We start from the raw sequence: 14,751 nt of genomic DNA, 5'->3' as shown, positions 1-14,751 counted from the left end.
AACCTTCCCTCGCGAACCTATGGGGAGCTACTCTCCATCGGGAAGTACGCACCCGCAGGTTCCCCACGTACCAGGAGGTTCGCCCGGTGCCCACGCGCACGGCGGAACAGCGGCGCCAAGCCGAAAAGGCCGCCTACGACGCCTATCTGGCCGCCTGCCCCACCCGGAAGCTGCTCGACGAGATCGCCGGCAAGTGGGTCAGCCTGATCCTCGTCGCGCTCGGTGACGGGCCGCAGCGCTACAGCGACCTTTCGCGGCGGATCGCCGGGGTCAGCCAGAAGATGCTCACCCAGACCCTGCGGGTGCTCGAACGCGACGGGCTCGTCCGCCGCGAGGTGACCCCGTGCGTGCCCGTCCGCGTCGACTATTCCCTTACGCCGCTGGGGGAAAGCCTCCGCGCGCTGATGGCCGGGTTCAAGGACTGGGCCGAGGCGAACTTCGACGCCGTGGCCGCCGCCCGGACCGATTACGACGCGCGCACCCCGGACCTCACGATCGGGCCGGGCGGCGCGGGCTAGGCTCTACCGGGTGTCCACCGCACGCGCCGAACGGCTGGTCAATCTGGTACTGGCCCTCCTGTCCACCCGGCAGTACCTCACTGCCGAGCGGATCCGCGGCATCGTGCCCGGGTACGGCGACGCGGCCAGCGACGACGCCTACTTCCGGATGTTCGAGCGGGACAAGACCGAGCTGCGCGAGCTCGGGATTCCCCTGGAGACCGGCCGGAACTCCGCTTTCGACGCCATCGAGGGCTACCGCATCGCCCGCCGCGACTACGAACTCGGCGAGATCGACCTCGCCCCCGACGAAGCCGCCGCCGTCGCGCTCGCGTCCCGGCTGTGGGACTCGCCGGAGCTGACCGGGCAGGCGCAGGGCGCCCTCGTGAAGCTGCGCGCCGCCGGCCTGGAGGTCGACGACCAGGCACCCACCGTCGTCGAGCCGCGGGTGCGCGCCGAACCGGCGTTCGGGCCGCTGCTGGCCGCGGTGCAGAACGGCCAGGCCGTCCGTTTCGAGTACCGCCGCAGCGGCTCGCCCGAACGCATCATGCGCACCCTCGAACCGTGGGGCGTGGTGTCGTGGCGGGCGCGCTGGTACGTCGTCGGGCACGACCGCGACCGCGGCGCCACCCGCTGCTTCCGCCTCTCCCGCGTCACCGGCCAGGTCCGGACCGTCGGCAAGCCCGGCGAGGTGCAGCGCCCCGAGGGCGTCAACCTGCTCAAGCTCGTGTCGGTGACGGGGGAGTCCGAACCGGCGCCGGTGACCACCGCGCGGCTGTGGGTCGCCGACGGCCGCGCCGCCGGGGTCCGGCGCCGCGGCACCGTCATCGGCCGGTCCACGATCGACGGCGAAGAGGGCGACCTCGTCGAGATCGGGCTCTACTTCCCCGAGTCGGCGGCCGACTGGATCACCGCGCAGGGCCCGGACGTCGTCGTGCTCGAACCCGACGTGCTCGCCAAGACCGTCCAGGACCGGCTCGAAGCCGTCGTGGCCCGGCAGGGGAGCGGCCGGTGAGCGGGTCGACCGACCGGATGCCGAGGCTGCTCGCGCTCGTCCCGTACCTGCTGGCGCGTCCCGGCGTCCGCATCGACGACGCGGCCCAGGACTTCGACGTCACGCCCAAGCAGCTGCGCAAGGATCTCGAGCTGCTGTGGATGTGCGGGCTGCCCGGGTACGGGCCCGGCGACCTGATCGACCTGTCCTTCGAGGGCGACACGATCGTCGTCACCCACGACGCCGGCATGAACCGCCCGCTGCGGCTCACCGGCGGCGAGGCGACCGCGCTGCTGGTCGCGCTGCGGGCGCTGGCCGAAACCCCGGGCGTGGTCGACGGCGACGCCGTCCGCCGCTCGATCGCGAAGATCGAGGCCGCCGCCGGGCAGGCCCAGCCGGCCGGGGTGGTCGTCGGCGGCGGGGTGCGTGAAGGCAAGAAGACCGCGCGGACCCGGGAAGAGGTCGCCCGGGCGCTGCAGGACCGGCGGGCGGTGCGGATGCGCTACTACACCGCGTCCAAGGACCAGATCACCGAGCGCACGGTCGACCCGATGCGGCTGCTGATCGTCCAGGCCGTCGGCTACCTCGAGGCCTGGTGCCGCCGCGCCGAGGGCGTCCGGCTGTTCCGCCTCGACCGGATCGACGACCTGACGATCCTCGACGAGCCCTCGCGGCCGCCCGCGCACGCGCACCCGACCGACATTTCCGAAGGCGTCTTCCGCGAGCGTCCCGACCAACGGGAGGCGGTGCTCGTCCTCGACCCGGACGCACGCTGGGTAGCCGAGTACTACCCGTGCGAGGAGCTCGACGAGCTCGACGGCGGCCGGCTGCGGATCCGGATGCGCTACGCCGACCAGTCCTGGATGGTGCGCCTCGTGCTGGGCCTGGGCGGAGAAGCGCTGGTCGAAAGCCCGGCCGACCTCGCGTCGGACGTCGGACGCCGGGCGGCCGACGCGGTGGCCCGAGCCCGTCACCTTCCGTCAACCTGCGACCACTAGGGTGATCGACGTGCCGTACCTGCCCACCGTCGTGCTCGCCGCGCTCGGCCTGCTGTTGCTCGTGGTCCTGCTGGTGCGGACCGTCAAGGTCTTGCGTGGTTTCCGGCGGACCGCAAGCATGGTGGCTGCGAACACCCAGGACCGGGCCGGATTGCTCCGCGCGCGGTCGGCCGCGCTGCGCGTCGCCTTCGCGGAGCGCCGCCGGAAACCGGAAAACCAGTAACATCCCTACCAGACGCAGATAGGAGGCCATCTTGTTCGCCAACGGATTGCAAGGATGGCATTTGATCATCTTGGTGCTGCTCGTCGTGCTGCTGTTCGGGGCCAAGCGGCTTCCCGATGCGGCGCGGTCGATCGGCAAGTCCATGAAGATCTTCAAGGCCGAGACCAAGGACCTCGCGGGCGACAAGAGCTCCTCGCACGAGGACGCCGAGCCGGTCGAGACGAAGCAGATCCCGGCCACGCCCGCCCCGGCGGCCCCCGCCGCCGCGACCGACCAGCAGGTCGCGGACCTGCAGCGGCAGCTCGACGAGCTGAAGAAGCAGCAGGCGGCCGACCAGCCGCAGAAGAACGCCAGCTGACGGCTGGGCCACACCCGGTCCCTGGTCCACGGAGCGCGCCGGCCCGGCGCGCTCCGCCGGACTCCGACGAGAACGGAACACCCCGTGGCGGAACCCGCCTCCGGAAACGGCACCAGCCGCCGGTCGAAGCGGCGCAAGCGCAGCCGTCGCACGAACCCCGACGGCACGATGACGCTCATCGAGCACATCTACGAGTTCCGCCGCCGCCTCGGCTTCGCGCTGCTCGCCGTCGTCGTCGGCGGCATCGTCGGGTTCTTCTGGTTCAGCACGAAGGCCGGGCCGATCCCGTCGCTCGGCGAGATCGTCAAGGACCCGTACTGCGCCATCCCGCCGGAACGCCGGCTCAACGGCTTCCAGGGCTGCCAGCTGCTGCAGACCGTGCCGTTCGAAGCCTTCATGATCCAGCTGAAGGTCGGTCTGGCCGCCGGTGCCGTGCTGTTCTCGCCGCTGTGGCTCTACCAGGTCTGGGCGTTCATCGCGCCCGGCCTGTACTCGAAGGAGCGCAAGTACGCGCTGACCTTCGTCGGGTTCGCGTCGGTGCTCTTCGCCGGCGGCGCGGTGCTCGCGTACCTGCTCTTCCCGCACGCCCTGCAGCTGCTGATGGGCTTCGGTCAGGAAGAGTTCATCACCGCGCTGACCGCGGACAAGTACATCTCGTTCATGCTGTCGCTGCTGATCATCTTCGGGATCAGCTTCGAGCTCCCGCTGCTGGTGGTGATGCTCAACCGGGTCGGCGTGGTCAAGTACCGGCAGCTGAAGAAGTGGCGCCGCGGCATCGTGTTCGCGCTGTTCGTCTTCGCCGCCTTCGTCACCCCCGGCTCGGACCCGTTCTCGATGCTCGGCCTGGCCGGCGCGCTGACGGTGCTGTTCGAGCTGTCCATCCAGATCGCGCGCATCCACGACCGCAAGAAGGACCGGGAACGCGCGGACGAGGGCTGGGACCAGCTCGACGACGACGAAGCGGCGCCGTTCAACTACACGCCGAGCTCGATCGACGACGAACCGTCCGCCCCGACCGCGTCCGGCGGCCGGTCCTCCGGCACCGACGACATCACGTAGTGGGGCTCCACGCCGCCCTCGCCGTGCACCCGGCCTCGGGGCACGGCGCGGCCGCCCGGATCGCCGACACCGTCGCCGACCGGCTGCGCTCCGCCGTCGACCGTCTCGACGTGCTGGTCGCCAACACGGTCGAGGAGTCCCGCGCGCTGATGCGGACCTCCCACGACGCCGGCCTCGACGTCCTGATCGTCCTGGGCGGCGACGGCGCCGCCCACCAGGGCGTCCAGTTCTGCGCGAACCACGACGTCGCGCTCGGCCTGGTCCCGGCGGGCACCGGCAACGACTTCGCCCGCGCCCTCGGCGTCCCCGGCGAGCCGCTGCCCGCGGTCGACGCGCTGGTGGCGGCCCTGAAGTCCGGCGCCCGGCGGCGCATCGACCTCGGCCGCATCGGCGACACCTGGTTCGCGACGGTCCTGTGCGCGGGCTTCGACGCCAGCGTCAACGAACGCGCCAACCGGATGCGCTGGCCGTCCGGGCCCCGCCGCTACGACGTCGCGATCCTCGCCGAGCTGGCGGCGTTCCGCTCCCGCCCGGTGGTGGTCGACACCGGCGCCGAATGCCTGGAGCTCGACGCGACGCTGGTGGCGGTCGGCAACACCCGCTTCTACGGCGGCGGCGTCCCGATCTGCCCGACGGCCGACCCCGAGGACGGCGTCTTCGACGTGACCGTGGTGGGCGACGTGACCCGCCGCGGCCTGATCCGCATGCTGCCGGGCCTGCGCACGGGCAAGCACCTCACGCACCCGGCGGTCCGGACGCTGCGCGCCCGGTCGGTCTCACTGACGGGCAACAGCTGGCCGGCCTACGCCGACGGCGAGCCGCAGGGGACCGTGCCGGTGACCGTCAGCTGCGTCCCGGGCGCGCTGACGGTGCTGGCCTAACGGTCGTAGCCGCCGGCCCGCGCCACCAGCTGCCGGAAGTGCGCCGGGGTCAGCAGCCGCCCGGCGTCGGCGAAGTACACCCCGCCGCAGCGGTGGCAGAACCAGCCCTGCTCCCACACCTGCCGCGCCGCCGGCACCCCGCGCCGCTGCCGCCGGTGCGCCCGGATGCGGCGCACGTACAGCCAGATCACCACGCCCGCGGCGGCGTACACGCACAGCGCGGGCAGCGACAGCGCCGCGTAGCCCAGCGCCGCGGCACCCGCACCACCCGGCGGCGGGTCGTCCACCGCCGACAGCGGCAACGCCAGCAGGCAGCTCCCCACCAGCGCCAGCGCGAGCACCGCCGCCACCAGGCCGCCGCCCCGGCGCGGGGGAGGGAAGGGGTCCAGCGACCGGGCCACCGCCGACACCGAAACCCCGCTGACCTGGCTGCTCGTGTAGACGAACCCGTCCCCGGCGGGCACCGCCACCGCCGGCCCCTGCCCGCGGAAGAACGCATGCCCGCCCTGGTAGACGGCGGGCACGTGCTGCACCTGGTCCAGCTGCCCGCAGCTCGGACACGGTTCGGTCATCGGGCCTCCTTCGCCGCTCCGACGCGGCCGGACGCGAACCGGTTCCGGGGACTCCGACAAATGTATAACGACCTATACGGCGGGTGATCACACGCGACGTGCGGACCCCCGGAGGGATGTGAAACGCTGAGGAGGTGGCCAGTAGCCCTTCTCCGTCCCCGGCCGAGGCCTATGCGGCCTCCTCGCGTCGTGGGAAGTACCCCCAGCTGACGCGTTTCGCCGCGGAAGCGTCCTTCGAGTTCGACCAGTTCCAGATCCGCGGGTGCGAGGCCCTCGAGGGCGGTCACGGCGTGCTCGTGTGCGCGCCGACCGGGGCGGGGAAGACCGTCGTCGGCGAGTTCGCCGTGCACTTGGCGCTCGCCGAAGGGCGCAAGTGCTTCTACACCACGCCCATCAAGGCGCTGTCGAACCAGAAGTACGCCGATCTCGTCGCCCGCTACGGCACCGACGCGGTCGGCCTGCTCACCGGTGACACCTCGATCAACGGCAACGCCCAGGTGGTCGTGATGACCACCGAGGTGCTGCGGAACATGCTCTACGCCGGGTCCTCCACCATCACCGACCTCGGCTACGTCGTCATGGACGAGGTCCACTACCTCGCCGACCGGTTCCGCGGGGCGGTCTGGGAAGAGGTGATCCTGCACCTGCCCGAGCACGTCCGGGTGGTCGGGCTGTCGGCGACGGTCAGCAACGCCGAGGAGTTCGGCGAGTGGCTGGTCGAGGTCCGCGGCGACACCACGGTCGTCGTCGACGAGCACCGGCCGGTGCCGCTCTGGCAGCACATGCTGGTCGGGAACCGGCTGCTCGACCTGTTCGCCGGCGAGGACACCCACCTGCCCGGGGCCGAGCTGCGGATCAACCCGACCCTGCTGCGCCGGACCGAGGAGATCGGCCGCCAGTACGCGCCCGCCGGGTTCCGTGGCCCGCGCGGCCGCCGGGGCGCGCCGCCGCGGATGCCGCGGTTCCGGCCGCCGTCGCGCGTGGACGTCGTCGAGCAGCTGGACCGGGCCGGGCTGCTGCCGGCCATCGTGTTCATCTTCTCCCGGGCCGGGTGCGACGCGGCGGTGGCCCAGTGCGTGCGGTCGGGACTGCGGCTCAACGGGCCGGGCGAGGTCGAGGAGATCCGCCGGGTGATCGACGAGCGCACGGCGGACCTGCCGGAGGGCGACCTCGGCGTGCTGGGCTACTGGGAGTGGCGCGAAGCGCTGGAGCGGGGGATCGCCGGGCACCACGCCGGGTTGCTGCCGGCGTTCAAGGAGACCGTGGAGGAGCTGTTCGTCCGCGGGCTGGTGAAGGTCGTGTTCGCCACCGAGACGCTCGCGCTCGGGATCAACATGCCCGCCCGCACGGTCGTGCTGGAGCGGCTGGTCAAGTACAACGGCGAGGCGCACGTCGACCTGACTCCGGGGGAGTACACCCAGCTGACCGGCCGGGCCGGGCGGCGGGGGATCGACGTCGAGGGGCACGCCGTCGTGGCGTGGCAGCCGGGGGTCGACCCGAAGCAGGTCGCCGGGCTGGCGTCGACACGGACCTACCCGCTGCGGTCGTCGTTCCGGCCCGGCTACAACATGGCCGTGAACCTGGTCGCGCAGGTCGGCGCGGCGGAGGCGCGTGAGCTGCTGGAACAGTCGTTCGCGCAGTTCCAGGCGGACCGGTCGGTGGTCGGCACGGCCCGGCGGATCGAGCGGAACAAGGAGGCCCTGAAGGGGTACGCGGCCGCGATCACCGGGGACTTCGAGGAGATGCTCGAATACGTCGAGCTGCGCGCGAAGATCTCGACGCGGGAAAAGGCGTTGTCGCGGCAGAACACCGCGACCCGGCGGGCCGGGACCGCGGAGTCGCTGGAGAAGCTGCGCAAGGGTGACGTCATCGCGGTGCCCGCGGGCCGGCGGGCGGGGCTGGCCGTGGTCGTCGACCCGGGGCTGGACCCGATCCGCGAGCCGCGGCCGGTGGTGGTGACCGAGGACCGGTGGTCGGGGCCGTTGTCGGTGGCCGACTTCCCGGCGCCGGTGGAGGCGCTGGGGCGGATCAAGCTGCCCAAGCACATCGAGCTGCGGTCGCCGAAGACGCGCCGCGACATCGCCTCGGCGTTGCGCGGCGCCGGGATTTCGTTGCCGGGGAGGCAGAAGCGGCGGTCCGGGGCGAACGAGGACGGCGAGCTGGCGGCGTTGCGGCGGGCGTTGCGGGCGCACCCGTGCCACGGGCTGGCCGAGCGCGAGGCGAACCTGCGGTGGGTCGAGCGGTACCAGCGGCTCGCGGCGGAAACCCAGCAGCTGGAACGGAAGGTCGCCGCGACGACGCACTCGCTGGCGCGGTCGTTCGACCGGATTCTGGCGTTGCTGGGTGAGCGGGGGTATCTGGGACCGGAGTCGGCGGGGGACGGCGAGGACCGCGTCACCGAGCACGGGCGCCGGCTGACCCGGCTCTACAGCGAGTCCGATCTGCTGGCGGCGGAGTGCATCCGGCACGGCGTCTGGCGCAAGCTCGGCCCGGCCGAACTGGCCGCGGTCGTCTCGACGCTGGTCTTCGAAGCCCGGCGCGACACCGCCGGCGAGCCGCGGCTGCCGGGTGGTGCGGTGCCGGAGGCGTGGCAGGAGACGGTGAAGCTGTGGGTGGACCTCACCGAGGACGAGCGGCGCCACCGGCTCGACCGCACCCGCGAACCCGACGCCGGGTTCGCCTGGCCGGTCTACCGCTGGGCGCGGGGCGAGTCGCTGGAGAAGGTGCTCACCGCGGCCGAGGCCAACGGGCAGGAGCTGTCGGCGGGGGACTTCGTGCGCTGGTCGCGTCAGGTGATCGACCTGCTCGACCAGATCCGGGACGTGCTCGGCAAGGGCGACCCGGTGGGCGCGGCGGCCGCCGACGCGGTCAAGGCGCTGCGGCGCGGTGTCGTCGCCGCGGGTGCCGCGTGAACTCCGTGTTAGGCATGCTCCGACCTGGGGCGTGGACACGTGTGCTCGGCTCCGACCTGTGGTTGGATCGCCAGCAACACCGTGCGTACGCGGCTTTACGGCGGTTTCGGGGTGGACAGTGAGATGAGCGAAGCAGGCGGAGGCAGACGATGAGCACGCCGTATGGCGGCAACGACCCACAGCAGCCCCAGTACGGGCAGCAGCCGGGCGGCGCGTACCCGCCGAGCGGCCCGCAGGAGCAGCCGCAGTGGGGGCAGCAGCAGCCGCCTTCGTACGACCCGAACCAGCAGCAGTGGGGCCAGCCGCAGCAGCCCCAGCAACCGCAGCAGTGGGGCCAGCAGCCCGGGGGGTACACGCCGCCGCAGCAACCGCAGTGGGGTCAGCAGCCGCCGCCCTACGGGCAGCAGCCCGGGGGTGGTTACCCGCAGAGCGGCCCGCAGGCCCAGCCGCAGTACGGGCAGCAGCCCGGTGGGGCGTACCCGCAGAGCGGGCCCCAGCAGCAGCCGCAGTACGGCCAGCAGCAGCCCGGCCAGTACGACTACGGCCAGCAGCAGCAGTTCCCCGGCCAGGGCGCGCCGGAGGGCGAGCAGCCGGCGAAGTCGTCGAAGAAGGGCCTGCTGATCGGCGTCATCGTGCTGGTCGTGGTCGTCGCGGTGGTCGGCATCCTCGGCTTCGTGGCGCCCGGCTTCTTCAAGACGCAGGTCTTCAACAACACGCAGATGCAGACCGACGTGCAGAAGCTGCTGACCGAGACGTACAAGATCGACGGGGTCACCGCCGTGACCTGCCCGGCCGAGCAGAAGGTCGAGGACGGCGCGAAGTTCGAGTGCACCGCGACCATCGCGGGCAAGCCGACGCAGATCCCGATCACGGTCAAGGGCGACGGCGGCAACTACGAGGTTTCCCCGCCCGCCACGAAGTAGCTTCGCCACGCCGATCCGGCCACCGCGGAAATTGCGGTGGCCGGATCGCGTCGGTTCCGGAGATGATCCGGGGATGAGCGACTTCGAGATCCGGACGCTGGACCCCGGCGAACACCGCGCGGCGAGCAACCTCTTCCGCGCGAGCCTGCACGTGCCGCCGAGCGACGACGCGGAGTGGGAGCGCGCGTCCCGCGCGTTCCAGCCCGGCGGGACGCTCGGCGCGTTCGACCCGGACCTGATCGGCACGGCCCGCTCGTTCGACGCCGAGCTGACGGTGCCCGGGGGCGCGCGGCGGCCGATGGCGGGGGTCACCGGGGTCGCGGTGCGGCCCGACCGGACCCGCCGGGGCGTGCTCCGGGCGATGATGGCCGCGCAGCTCGAGGACTTCGCCGGGCGCGGGGTCGTGTTCGCGAGCCTGCTCGCGTCCGAGGCGCCCATCTACGGCCGGTTCGGCTACGGCCTGGCCACCCGGTACCGCAGCTACACCGTCGACCGGCACCGGGCACGGCTGCACCCCGGTGCGCCGGCGACCGGCGAAGTCCAGCTGCTGGAGCTGGACGAGGCGCTGGAGGTCCTTCCGGGCGTCTACGAGAGCCTGGCGCGGCGGCCCGGGGCGATGTCCCGGCCGGAGGTGCTGTGGCGGCTGTACGAGGGCCAGGCGCGCCGCAACCCGCAGCCGGTCCGGGCGGTCGTGCACCACGGACCGGACGGGCCCGACGGCTTCACCACCTACTTCGTCGACGGCCTGCAGGCGCACCCGTGGACGAAGAGCCTGCGCCTGGTGGACCTGTTCCCGGGCACGCCGGCCGCGTTCGGCGGGCTGTGGCGGTTCCTGCTGGGCGTCGACCTCGTCGACACGATCGTCGCCGAAGCCCGGCCGCTGGACGAGCCGATCGAGCTGATCCTCGCCGACCACCGCCGGAGCACGGTCGACCGGATCGGCGACGAGCACTGGGTCCGCCTGGTCGACGTCCCGGAGGCCCTCTCCGCACGGACGTACGGGCACGCCGAGCCGGTCGTCGTCGAGGTGACCGACCCGCTGCTGCCCGCCAACAGCGGGACCTACCGGATCACCCCGGACGGCGCCAAGCGCACCGGCGAGCCCGCGGCGCTGCGCCTCGACGTCACCACCCTCGCGATGGTGTACCTCGGGTCGTGGCGGGTGTCGGCGCTGGCGGAGGCGGGCCGGATCGAGGTCCGGGACCCGGCCGCCCCGGCGGCGGCCGACCTGCTGTTCGGGACGCGGGTGGCGGCCTGGAGCGGCACGCACTTCTGACGCCGCCGGGGAAATGGAGATGCCGCGGGCGCGGGCGGGCGGCAGGATCGGCGGCATGACCGACTTCGACGTCCGCCCCGTGGCCGAGGACGAGCGCCGCGCCACGTTCGACCTGCTGGGCCGCTCGCTGCACACCAACCGCGTCAGCGACGAGAACTGGTCCCGGTACGGGGAATCCTGGCCCGCCGCGCACAAGTTCGGCGCGTTCGACGGTGCCACCCCGATCGGGATCGCCAGTTCCTACGACACGGAGATCGCGGTGCCCGGCGGCGGTGTCCTGGCCCTCGGTGCGGTCGACGGCGTCGGCGTCCGCGCCGACCGCACCCGGCGCGGGGTGCTCACCGCGATGATGGCCGCGCAGCTGGAGGACTTCGCCGCGCGCGGGATCCCCTTGGCCGCCCTGCACGCGAGCGAGCCCACCATCTACGGCCGGTTCGGCTACGGCTCGGCGACGCTCGGCAAGACCGTGTGGCTGCCGCGGCCCGCGGCCCGGCTCCACGACCGGGTGCCGGTGAGCGGGGACGTCCGCCTGCTCACGCCCGAGGAAGCCGTGCGGGAGATTCCCGCGCTGTACGAACGGATCGGGCTGCACCGGGCCGGGATGATCGGCCGGCCGGCCGTGTGGTGGCCGATCGCGCACGACCGCCTCGTGGGCCCGCACGGCAGCCACGTCGTGGCCGTCCACAGTGGACCGGACGGCGACGACGGGTACGTCGTCTACGACACCGTGGACGTCCGCACGCCGGAGTCGCCGGACGAAGGGGCCGTGCTGAAGGTCCGTGAGCTCAACGCCGTGGACCCGGCCGCGCACGCCGCGCTCTGGCGGTTCCTGCTGTCGGTCGACCTCGCCTCCGGGATCCGCGGCCGCTACCGCCCGGTCGACGAGCCGCTGGCCCCGATGCTGGCCGACCACCGTCATGCCCGCACCGCCGACGTCGAGGACGACCTGTGGCTGCGGCCGGTCGACGTCGCCGCCGCGCTCGCGGCCCGCTCCTACCGCGCGGCGGACCCGGTGGTGCTCGCGGTGCGCGACCGGATGCTGCCGGCCAACACCGGGCACTACGAGGTCGGCCCGGACGGCGCCCACCGCACGGACGCCGCCGCGGACCTGGCCCTCGACGTCGACACCCTCGGCATGCTCTACCTCGGGCAGTGGACCGCGACGGCGCTGGCGCACGCGGGCCGCGTCGAGGTCGTGCACCCCGGTGCGGCCGCGCGTGCCGACGAGCTGTTCACCACGATCGCCGCGCCGTGGTGCGGCACGTACTTCTAGGCGCCGGGCAAGGCTTTGAGGAGGCGTTCGACCGAGTTGCCGAGGTTCCACCGCTCGGCCAGCTCGGCGACGCGGTCCGGGTCGGCGGGGGAGGCGGGCACGGTGTCCGGGCGGGACTGCTCCACCGGCGCGTCGACGGCGACCCGGACCACCGTGGGTGCGACGGCGAGGTAGCCGGCGGCGTCGGACAGCCGCAGCCGCGTCTTGAGGGGGACGCGGTTGTCGCTGGCGGCGGAGGCTTCGAGGAGCGCCTCGAGCGACCCGAACTGCGTGATGAGCTTCGCCGCGGTCTTCTCGCCGATCCCGGCGACGCCGGGCAGGCCGTCGGAGGGGTCGCCGCGCATCACCGACATGTCCGCGTAGGCGGGCCCGGCGGTTTCGCGGGGGAGGCCGTAGCGCTCGGCGATCTCGGCCGGTCCGAGCACCTCGGCCTTCGCCCAGCCCTTGCCGACGTAGATGACCGACGTCGGCGTCGGCTCGGTGCGGACGAGCTGGAAGAGGTCGCGGTCGCCGGTGATCACCTCGACCGGGTCGGTCTTCTCCTTGGTGGCCAGCGCGCCGATGACGTCGTCGGCTTCGTAGCCGGCGGCCTCCGCGGTGGCGAAGCCGAAGGCCTCGAGGAGGTCGAGGATGATCGGGACCTGCGGGGTGAGCGTGTCGGGGACCTCTTCGACGTCGGGGCTGCCGCCGCCGGTCTCCTCGGCCACCCGGTGCGCCTTGTAGCTGGGCAGCAGGTCGGTGCGGAACTGCGGCCGCCAGTCGGCGTCGAGGCAGCAGACGAGCCGCGCGGGGCGCCGGTCGGTGAGGATCCGCGCGATCGTGTCGGCGAACCCGCGCACGGCGTTGACCTGCGTCCCGTCGGCGGCGCGCATGGAGTCGGGCAGGGCGAAGAACGAACGGAAGTACAGGCTCGCGGAGTCGAGCAGGGCAAGTGGTCCGGTCACCCGCACAGCCTGCCACGCCGAGCGCCGCGGGCGGGGGCGCGCCACGTGTCTTGAATGAGTCATTCAGGACCTCCCACGACCTGAATGACTCATTCAAGACAGGCGGCGGGCGGGGGAGGGAGCGGCCGCGGCGCCGGTGGGGGAGGTGCGTCACCCGGCCCGGCATGTCGTGGGCCCACGGCGACCGGCCGCGCCGCCCGCCCCACTAGGCTCGCCCTCATGTCGCGCCGTTCCCTCCACACGCCCGCCCCCGACGCCGCCGCCCTCCGGGCGCGCCTGGACCGCGCCCGCTCCGCCGCGGCCGCCGCGGACACCGATGCTCTGCTGATCGCGCCCGGGTCCGACCTGCGGTACCTCCTCGGCCAGGCCGGCGGCTCGTTCGAGCGGCTCACCACCCTCGTCGTGCCGGCCGACGGCACGCCCGCGCTCGTCGTGCCGAAGCTGGAGGCGCCCGGCTACGCCGACGTCCCGACCGACGAGCTCGGCGTCGAACTGCTCACCTGGGTGGACGGCGACGACCCGTACAAGCTCGTGGCGGACCGGCTCGGCAAGCCCGGGCGGGTCGCGGTCAGCGACTTCACCCCGGCCCTGCACGTCCTCGCGCTGCGGTCCGCGCTCGGGACCGCCGAGCAGACCCTGGCCGGGCCGGTCGTGCGTGAACTCCGCATGCGCAAGGACGCCGCCGAGATCGCGTCGCTGCGGGACGCCGGCGCGGCCATCGACCGGGTGCACGCCCGCGTCCACGAGTGGCTGCGCCCCGGCCGCACCGAGGCCGAGGTCGGCGCCGACATCGCCGCGGCCATCGTCGAGGAGGGCCACGACCGGGCCGACTTCGTGATCGTCGGGTCCGGGCCGAACGGCGCCAGCCCGCACCACGACGTCTCCGACCGCGTCATCGAGCGGGGTGACGTCGTGGTCGTCGACATCGGCGGCCCGCTGCCGGCCGGCTACAACTCCGACTCCACCCGGACCTACGCCGTCGGCATGCCGCGCGACGCCGACGTGGCCGAGACCTACGCGGTGCTGCAGCGCGCCCAGGCGGCCGCGGTGGCCGCGGTCAAGCCGGGCGTGACCGCGGAGGCCGTCGACGCGGCCGCGCGCGACGTCATCGCCGAGGCCGGGTTCGGCGAGTACTTCATCCACCGCACCGGCCACGGCATCGGCCTGGACGTGCACGAGGAGCCCTACATCATCGCCGGCAACGCGCTGCCGCTGGAGCCGGGCATGGCCTTCAGCGTCGAGCCGGGCATCTACCAGCCGGGCCGGTGGGGCGCCCGGATCGAGGACATCGTCATCGTCACCTCCGACGGCGTCGAGTCCGTCAACAACCAGCCGCACGAGCTCGTCGTGCTGGACGCATGACGCCCGGCGGCCTGGAGCCGCTGGACCAGTCGATCGTCCAGGAGCTCGCGGCGGACGGGCGGCGCAGCTTCACCGACCTCGCCGAGCGGGTCGGGCTGTCGGTGTCGGCGGTGCACCAGCGGGTGCGCCGCCTCGAGCAGCGCGGGGTCATCCTCGGCTACACCGCGCGGCTCGACGGCGAGCAGATCGGCCTGCCGCTGACGGCGCTGATCTCGCTGACGCCGAACGACCCGGCCGCGCCGGACGACTACCCGCAGCGGATCCAGCACATCAAGGAGATCGAGTCCTGCTACTCGGTGGCCGGCGACGAGTCCTACATCCTGCTGGTGCGCGTCCAGTCGCCGCTCGCGCTGGAGGACCTGCTGCGCCGGATCCGCGAGGCCGCGAAGGTGTCGACCCGGACGACGGTGGTGCTCTCTACGCCGTTCGAGGGACGTTCACCGACGTTCTGACGCCGGCGCTCCGCCCGGTGGCCGGGG

The 14,751-nt window shown here is 73.2% G+C and carries 15 protein-coding genes; 13 read left to right on the top strand and 2 right to left on the bottom strand.

The genetic code is table 11. The annotated features are described in order from the left end of the window. The first annotated feature begins 86 nt into the window (after nt 1-86). The 7 genes from ACERZO_RS14765 to ACERZO_RS14735 all read left to right on the top strand — a co-directional run bounded on the left by ACERZO_RS14765 (nt 87) and on the right by ACERZO_RS14735 (nt 5,010). Nucleotides 87-518 carry a winged helix-turn-helix transcriptional regulator gene (locus ACERZO_RS14765; protein WP_372665196.1) on the top strand — a complete coding sequence of 144 codons (432 nt, stop codon included), beginning with the start codon at nt 87-89 and terminating at the stop codon, nt 516-518. Nucleotides 519-528: 10 nt separating this feature from the next. After that, the gene (locus tag ACERZO_RS14760) at nt 529-1,512 is read left to right on the top strand and encodes a helix-turn-helix transcriptional regulator (RefSeq protein ID WP_372665195.1); all 984 of its coding nucleotides are present in this window, start codon (nt 529-531) and stop codon (nt 1,510-1,512) included. After that, a complete protein-coding gene (locus ACERZO_RS14755) occupies nt 1,509-2,489 on the top strand; it encodes a helix-turn-helix transcriptional regulator (protein ID WP_372665194.1) in 981 nt (326 codons plus the stop codon). The genes ACERZO_RS14760 and ACERZO_RS14755 overlap by 4 nt, the downstream gene beginning before the upstream one ends. Before the next feature lie 10 nt (nt 2,490-2,499). Further along, on the top strand, nt 2,500-2,712 hold the full coding sequence (locus ACERZO_RS14750) for a bacteriophage holin (protein ID WP_372665193.1): 213 nt from the start codon (nt 2,500-2,502) through the stop codon (nt 2,710-2,712). A 61-nt stretch (nt 2,713-2,773) separates the two neighbouring features. Further along, nucleotides 2,774-3,070 carry a Sec-independent protein translocase subunit TatA gene (gene tatA, locus ACERZO_RS14745; protein WP_372665192.1) on the top strand — a complete coding sequence of 99 codons (297 nt, stop codon included), beginning with the start codon at nt 2,774-2,776 and terminating at the stop codon, nt 3,068-3,070. Between the two features lie 84 nt (nt 3,071-3,154). Then, nucleotides 3,155-4,129 carry a twin-arginine translocase subunit TatC gene (tatC, locus tag ACERZO_RS14740; RefSeq protein ID WP_372665191.1) on the top strand — a complete coding sequence of 325 codons (975 nt, stop codon included), beginning with the start codon at nt 3,155-3,157 and terminating at the stop codon, nt 4,127-4,129. Then, nucleotides 4,129-5,010, top strand: a complete 882-nt coding sequence (locus ACERZO_RS14735; protein WP_372665190.1) for a diacylglycerol/lipid kinase family protein — start codon at nt 4,129-4,131, stop codon at nt 5,008-5,010. The genes tatC and ACERZO_RS14735 overlap by 1 nt, the downstream gene beginning before the upstream one ends. Here ACERZO_RS14735 and ACERZO_RS14730 read toward each other — a convergent pair. Beyond that, the gene (locus ACERZO_RS14730) at nt 5,007-5,582 is read right to left on the bottom strand and encodes a hypothetical protein (RefSeq protein ID WP_372665189.1); all 576 of its coding nucleotides are present in this window, start codon (nt 5,580-5,582) and stop codon (nt 5,007-5,009) included. The two genes, ACERZO_RS14735 and ACERZO_RS14730, sit on opposite strands and share 4 nt — an antisense overlap. A 134-nt stretch (nt 5,583-5,716) precedes the next feature. Between ACERZO_RS14730 and ACERZO_RS14725 the strand changes: the two genes are divergently transcribed. The 4 genes from ACERZO_RS14725 (at nt 5,717) to ACERZO_RS14710 (ending at nt 11,966) form a co-directional block, all read left to right on the top strand. Next, entirely contained in the window at nt 5,717-8,494 is a 2,778-nt protein-coding gene (locus ACERZO_RS14725; protein WP_372665188.1) for a DEAD/DEAH box helicase, read from the top strand. Nucleotides 8,495-8,643: 149 nt separating this feature from the next. Further along, nucleotides 8,644-9,417, top strand: a complete 774-nt coding sequence (locus tag ACERZO_RS14720) for a DUF4333 domain-containing protein (RefSeq protein WP_372665187.1) — start codon at nt 8,644-8,646, stop codon at nt 9,415-9,417. Nucleotides 9,418-9,490: 73 nt separating this feature from the next. Next, the gene (locus ACERZO_RS14715) at nt 9,491-10,693 is read left to right on the top strand and encodes a GNAT family N-acetyltransferase (RefSeq protein ID WP_372665186.1); all 1,203 of its coding nucleotides are present in this window, start codon (nt 9,491-9,493) and stop codon (nt 10,691-10,693) included. A 55-nt stretch (nt 10,694-10,748) separates the two neighbouring features. After that, on the top strand, nt 10,749-11,966 hold the full coding sequence (locus ACERZO_RS14710) for a GNAT family N-acetyltransferase (protein ID WP_372665185.1): 1,218 nt from the start codon (nt 10,749-10,751) through the stop codon (nt 11,964-11,966). Here the strand turns inward: ACERZO_RS14710 and ACERZO_RS14705 are convergent. Beyond that, nucleotides 11,963-12,910: a 5'-3' exonuclease gene (locus ACERZO_RS14705; RefSeq protein ID WP_372665184.1), complete on the bottom strand. Its 948-nt coding sequence runs from the start codon at nt 12,908-12,910 to the stop codon at nt 11,963-11,965. The genes ACERZO_RS14710 and ACERZO_RS14705 overlap by 4 nt on opposite strands. Before the next feature lie 219 nt (nt 12,911-13,129). On the opposite strand from ACERZO_RS14705, the gene ACERZO_RS14700 reads away from it, so the two are divergent. Together ACERZO_RS14700 and ACERZO_RS14695 are read left to right on the top strand one after the other, a co-directional pair. Next, on the top strand, nt 13,130-14,272 hold the full coding sequence (locus ACERZO_RS14700) for a M24 family metallopeptidase (RefSeq protein ID WP_372665183.1): 1,143 nt from the start codon (nt 13,130-13,132) through the stop codon (nt 14,270-14,272). Further along, nucleotides 14,269-14,724, top strand: coding sequence for an Lrp/AsnC family transcriptional regulator (locus ACERZO_RS14695; RefSeq protein ID WP_003092399.1), 456 nt, complete (start codon nt 14,269-14,271; stop codon nt 14,722-14,724). The genes ACERZO_RS14700 and ACERZO_RS14695 overlap by 4 nt, the downstream gene beginning before the upstream one ends. Nucleotides 14,725-14,751: the final 27 nt, after the last annotated feature.

Origin of the sequence: Amycolatopsis kentuckyensis (assembly GCF_041679295.1) — a bacterium.
In the GTDB taxonomy this organism is placed as follows: Bacteria; Actinomycetota; Actinomycetes; order Mycobacteriales; family Pseudonocardiaceae; genus Amycolatopsis; species Amycolatopsis kentuckyensis_A.
Note: the sequence above shows the minus strand (reverse complement) of the source record. Positions and strands in the feature narration are given on the sequence as shown.